The following is a 3,391-nucleotide window of genomic DNA, read 5'->3' on the forward strand; positions in this document are numbered from 1 at the left end:
GTCGGCAACCCCCTCAAACTCTCCGACTCCCCCACCACCATCACCACCCCACCCCTCCTCGGCCAACACAACCAAGAGATCTACATCGGCGAACTGGGTCTCGGTGACGAGGAGTTGCGGCTGCTCAGGTCGAGCGGGGTGATCTGACGTGGTGAACAGGAGCCACGTTCCAGGGCTGTTGGGCGGTGGTCCATGACGTGAACGAGCACGGGGTCCGGCGACGGTGCGCGTCGGCCGACCCCGGTGATCCGTGCGCGCACGAAAGGAATTTGGACAGGGGGCGCTGGCCAGATCTTTCGACGCAAGGAGTGCTTGAAGACTATGACGACCATCGACTACTCGTCATCCGCCGCCTACAGGGAGGTGACGGACCGCAACGGCCGCGTGTATCGGATCGGTGAGACCGACCGGAACATCATGGGGCGGCCACGATGGACCATGGTGCTCTTCCCGTGGATGGGCATGCTGGGCATCAGTTCCTCGGAGTACGCGTTCACGTCGGCCGAGGACACCCTGCACGAGGCCCATCTGTGGAGCAGTGGGCACATCTTCTGGCTGATGGGCGTCTGGGTGTTCTTCCAGGCGGCCGTGGCCTTCCCCGCCGGGCAGTTGCGGGAGAGCGGCAGGCTTCCCGCCCGCTACGCGATGATGCTCGGCGCACTGGGCACCGTACTCGGCTATCTGTCGCTCGCGTTCGCGCCGAATGTGATCGTCGCCTACCTGGGCTTCGGTGTGTGCAGCGGTATCGGCGCCGGTCTCGTGTATGCGACCTGCGTGAACATGGTCGGCAAGTGGTTCCCGGAGCGCAAGGGCGGCAAGACCGGCATGGTCAACGGCGGTTTCGCCTATGGCTCGGTGCCCTTCGTCTTCCTGTTCACCTCGTACATGGACCTCAGCAACTACCGGGGCGTCCTGGTGGCGGTGGGCCTCGTCTGCTGCTCCGTGGTGGCGTTCGCGGGCTGGTTCTTCAGGGACCCGCCGAAGAACTGGTGGCCCCCGCACGTCGACCCGCTGAGGATGACCGACGACCCGAAGATCCGGCGGGCGCTGGAGAAGAACCCGCCGGCGGTCAAGCAGTACACCCCGAAGGAGGCCGCACGTACGCCCGTTCTGTGGATGATGTGGTTCTGCCTGCTGTGCACGGCCGGGATCAACATCTTCGGCATCGCCTTCCAGGTGCCGTTCGGCAAGGACATGGGCTTCGCGGGCGGGATCGTGGCCACGGCGATGTCCCTCAAGGCGATCGTCAACGGCACCGGGCGCGGGGTCATCGGCTGGATCTCCGACAAGTTCGGGCGCCGCAACACGCTGATCATCGTGTGTCTGGTGCTGGGCACCGCACAGTTCGGTGTGCTGGTCTCCGGCCAGATGGGCAGCATGCCGTTCTTCCTGTTCTGCTCCATGGTCTCCGGCTTCGGCGGCGGCGCGATCTTCCCCCTCTTCGCCGCCATGACCGCGGACTACTTCGGTGAGAACAACAACGCCTCCAACTACGGCATGGTCTACAGCTCGAAGCTCATCTCCGGCCTCGTGGGCTCCGGTGTCGGCTCGATCGTGGTCGGCGCCTGGGACTACGAGGGCGCGTTCGTCCTGGCCGGCTGCATCGGCCTGAGCTCCGCGGTGCTGGCGCTGTTCCTCAAGGCGCCCGGCCGACCCAGGACCAGTCGCAGGACCGTCCCCAACCCGCAACCGCTCGGCGAGGAAATGGCCTGACATGACGGCAGATCCGTACGCAGCACGCGGCGAGACCGACAAGACCGCGCACTCCACCGCCGCACATCGTCCCTACCGAGAAGTGACCGACGCGGGCGGCCGTGTCTACCGCATCGGCGAGACCGACAGGGACATCCTCGGTCACTCGCGCAAGCTCATGGTGTACCTCCCGTGGATCACCATGATGGCCATCAGCGTCTTCGAGTACGCGTACGGCTCGGCCGAGGACACCCTGTCCCACGCCCACGGCTGGACGCAGAGCAACACCTTCTGGATCCTCAGCGTCTGGGTCTTCTTCCAGGCCGGTATCGCCTTCCCGGCGGGCTGGCTGCGGGAGAAGGGCATCCTGACCGCCCGCCAGGCCATGTACATCGGCTCGGGCATGTGCATGGTCGGGTTCTTCGCCCTGTCGCACCTGAGCAACGTCTGGCTGGCGATCCTGGGGTTCGGCGTCGTCGGCGGAGTCGGCGCCGGGCTGGTCTACGCGACCTGCATCAACATGGTCGGCAAATGGTTCCCCGAACGCCGGGGAGCGAAGACCGGGTTCGTCAACGGCGGCTTCGCGTACGGATCACTGCCCTTCATCTTCATCTTCAACTACGGCTTCGACACCGCGAATTACCACCGTGTCCTGGACCTCATCGGCTGCTACATCCTGATCGTGATCGCGGGCTGCGCGTTCTTCTTCAAGGACCCGCCGAAGAACTGGTGGCCCGCGGACATCGACCCGCTCACCTACGGCGGCGACAAGAAGGGCGCCGTCGCGCTCGCCAAGAACCCTCCCGCGGTACGGCAGTTCACGCCGAGGGAGGCCATCGGGACCGGCGTGCTTCCCCTCATGTGGGTCGCCCTCGTCATGACCGCGGGAGTGTCGATCTTCGGCATTTCCTTCCAGGTCGACTACGCCAAGGAGGTGGGCTTCGGCCCGCTGGTGGCGGCCTCCTCGATGGGTGTCATGGCCGTCATCAACGGCATCGGGCGCGGGGTGGTGGGCTGGCTGTCCGACAAGTGGGGCCGCAAGTCCACGCTGGTGTTCGTCATCGTCGTCCTGGGGCTCGCCCAGTTCGGGGTGATCTGGGCCGGTGACATCAAGAGTGAGTCGCTGTTCCTGTTCTTCGCGTTCCTCTCCGGGTTCGGCGGCGGCGCGTTCTACCCGCTGTTCGCGGCGCTCACCCCGGACTACTTCGGAGAGAACTTCAACGCCTCCAACTACGGGCTGGTGTACAGCGGCAAGCTGATCAGCGGCCTGTTCGGCGGTGGCCTCGGCTCCATGGTCGTAGCGGCCTGGGGCTACGACGGGGCGTACGCCCTCGCCGGTGCCACGTCGATGCTCGCGGCGGCGATCACCCTGCTGCTACGTCAGCCGGGGCGAAGCCGGGGCGGCACCCCGGCCCCGCAGCCACAAGCCGCGGCCTGAGCACAGCGGTCCGGACATCAGGCGGCCCTTCCCCGCACCGTTCCACGGGGAGGGCCGCCTGGTCGGGTTAACGAGGGGCGGGGCGGGAATCGCCCCGGCCTGTCGGCTACTTCTCGCGGTCGTGGTACATCTTCCGCGTGTGTTCCGTGTGGGCGCGCATGACCGTGGTGGCGCGCTGCTGGTCGCGGTCGGCGATGGCGGCGATCAGCTCACGGTGTTCGATCCAGGACTGCCGGCCACGCTGCCGGGCGATCGGCGTGT

The 3,391-nt window shown here is 66.5% G+C and carries 3 protein-coding genes and 1 pseudogene; 3 read left to right on the forward strand and 1 reads right to left on the reverse strand.

Annotated features, from left to right (window positions below):
* The 3 genes and pseudogenes from ACI2L1_RS45000 to ACI2L1_RS45010 form a co-directional block, all read left to right on the forward strand.
* Window positions 1-147 (forward strand): annotated as a pseudogene (locus tag ACI2L1_RS45000) (formyl-CoA transferase); the annotation flags it as partial.
* 174 nt (window positions 148-321) lie between these two features.
* Window positions 322-1,713 carry an OFA family MFS transporter gene (locus tag ACI2L1_RS45005; protein ID WP_404745276.1) on the forward strand — a complete coding sequence of 464 codons (1,392 nt, stop codon included), beginning with the start codon at window positions 322-324 and terminating at the stop codon, window positions 1,711-1,713.
* A 1-nt stretch (window position 1,714) separates the two neighbouring features.
* Entirely contained in the window at window positions 1,715-3,130 is a 1,416-nt protein-coding gene (locus ACI2L1_RS45010; protein ID WP_404745277.1) for an OFA family MFS transporter, read from the forward strand.
* A 106-nt stretch (window positions 3,131-3,236) separates the two neighbouring features.
* On the opposite strand, the gene ACI2L1_RS45015 is transcribed toward ACI2L1_RS45010, so the two are convergent.
* Window positions 3,237-3,391: FCD domain-containing protein (locus ACI2L1_RS45015; protein WP_404745278.1), on the reverse strand; the 155-nt coding region annotated here is incomplete at its 5' end.

This window comes from Streptomyces sp. NPDC019531 (assembly GCF_044903305.1).
Classification (GTDB): Bacteria; Actinomycetota; Actinomycetes; order Streptomycetales; family Streptomycetaceae; genus Streptomyces.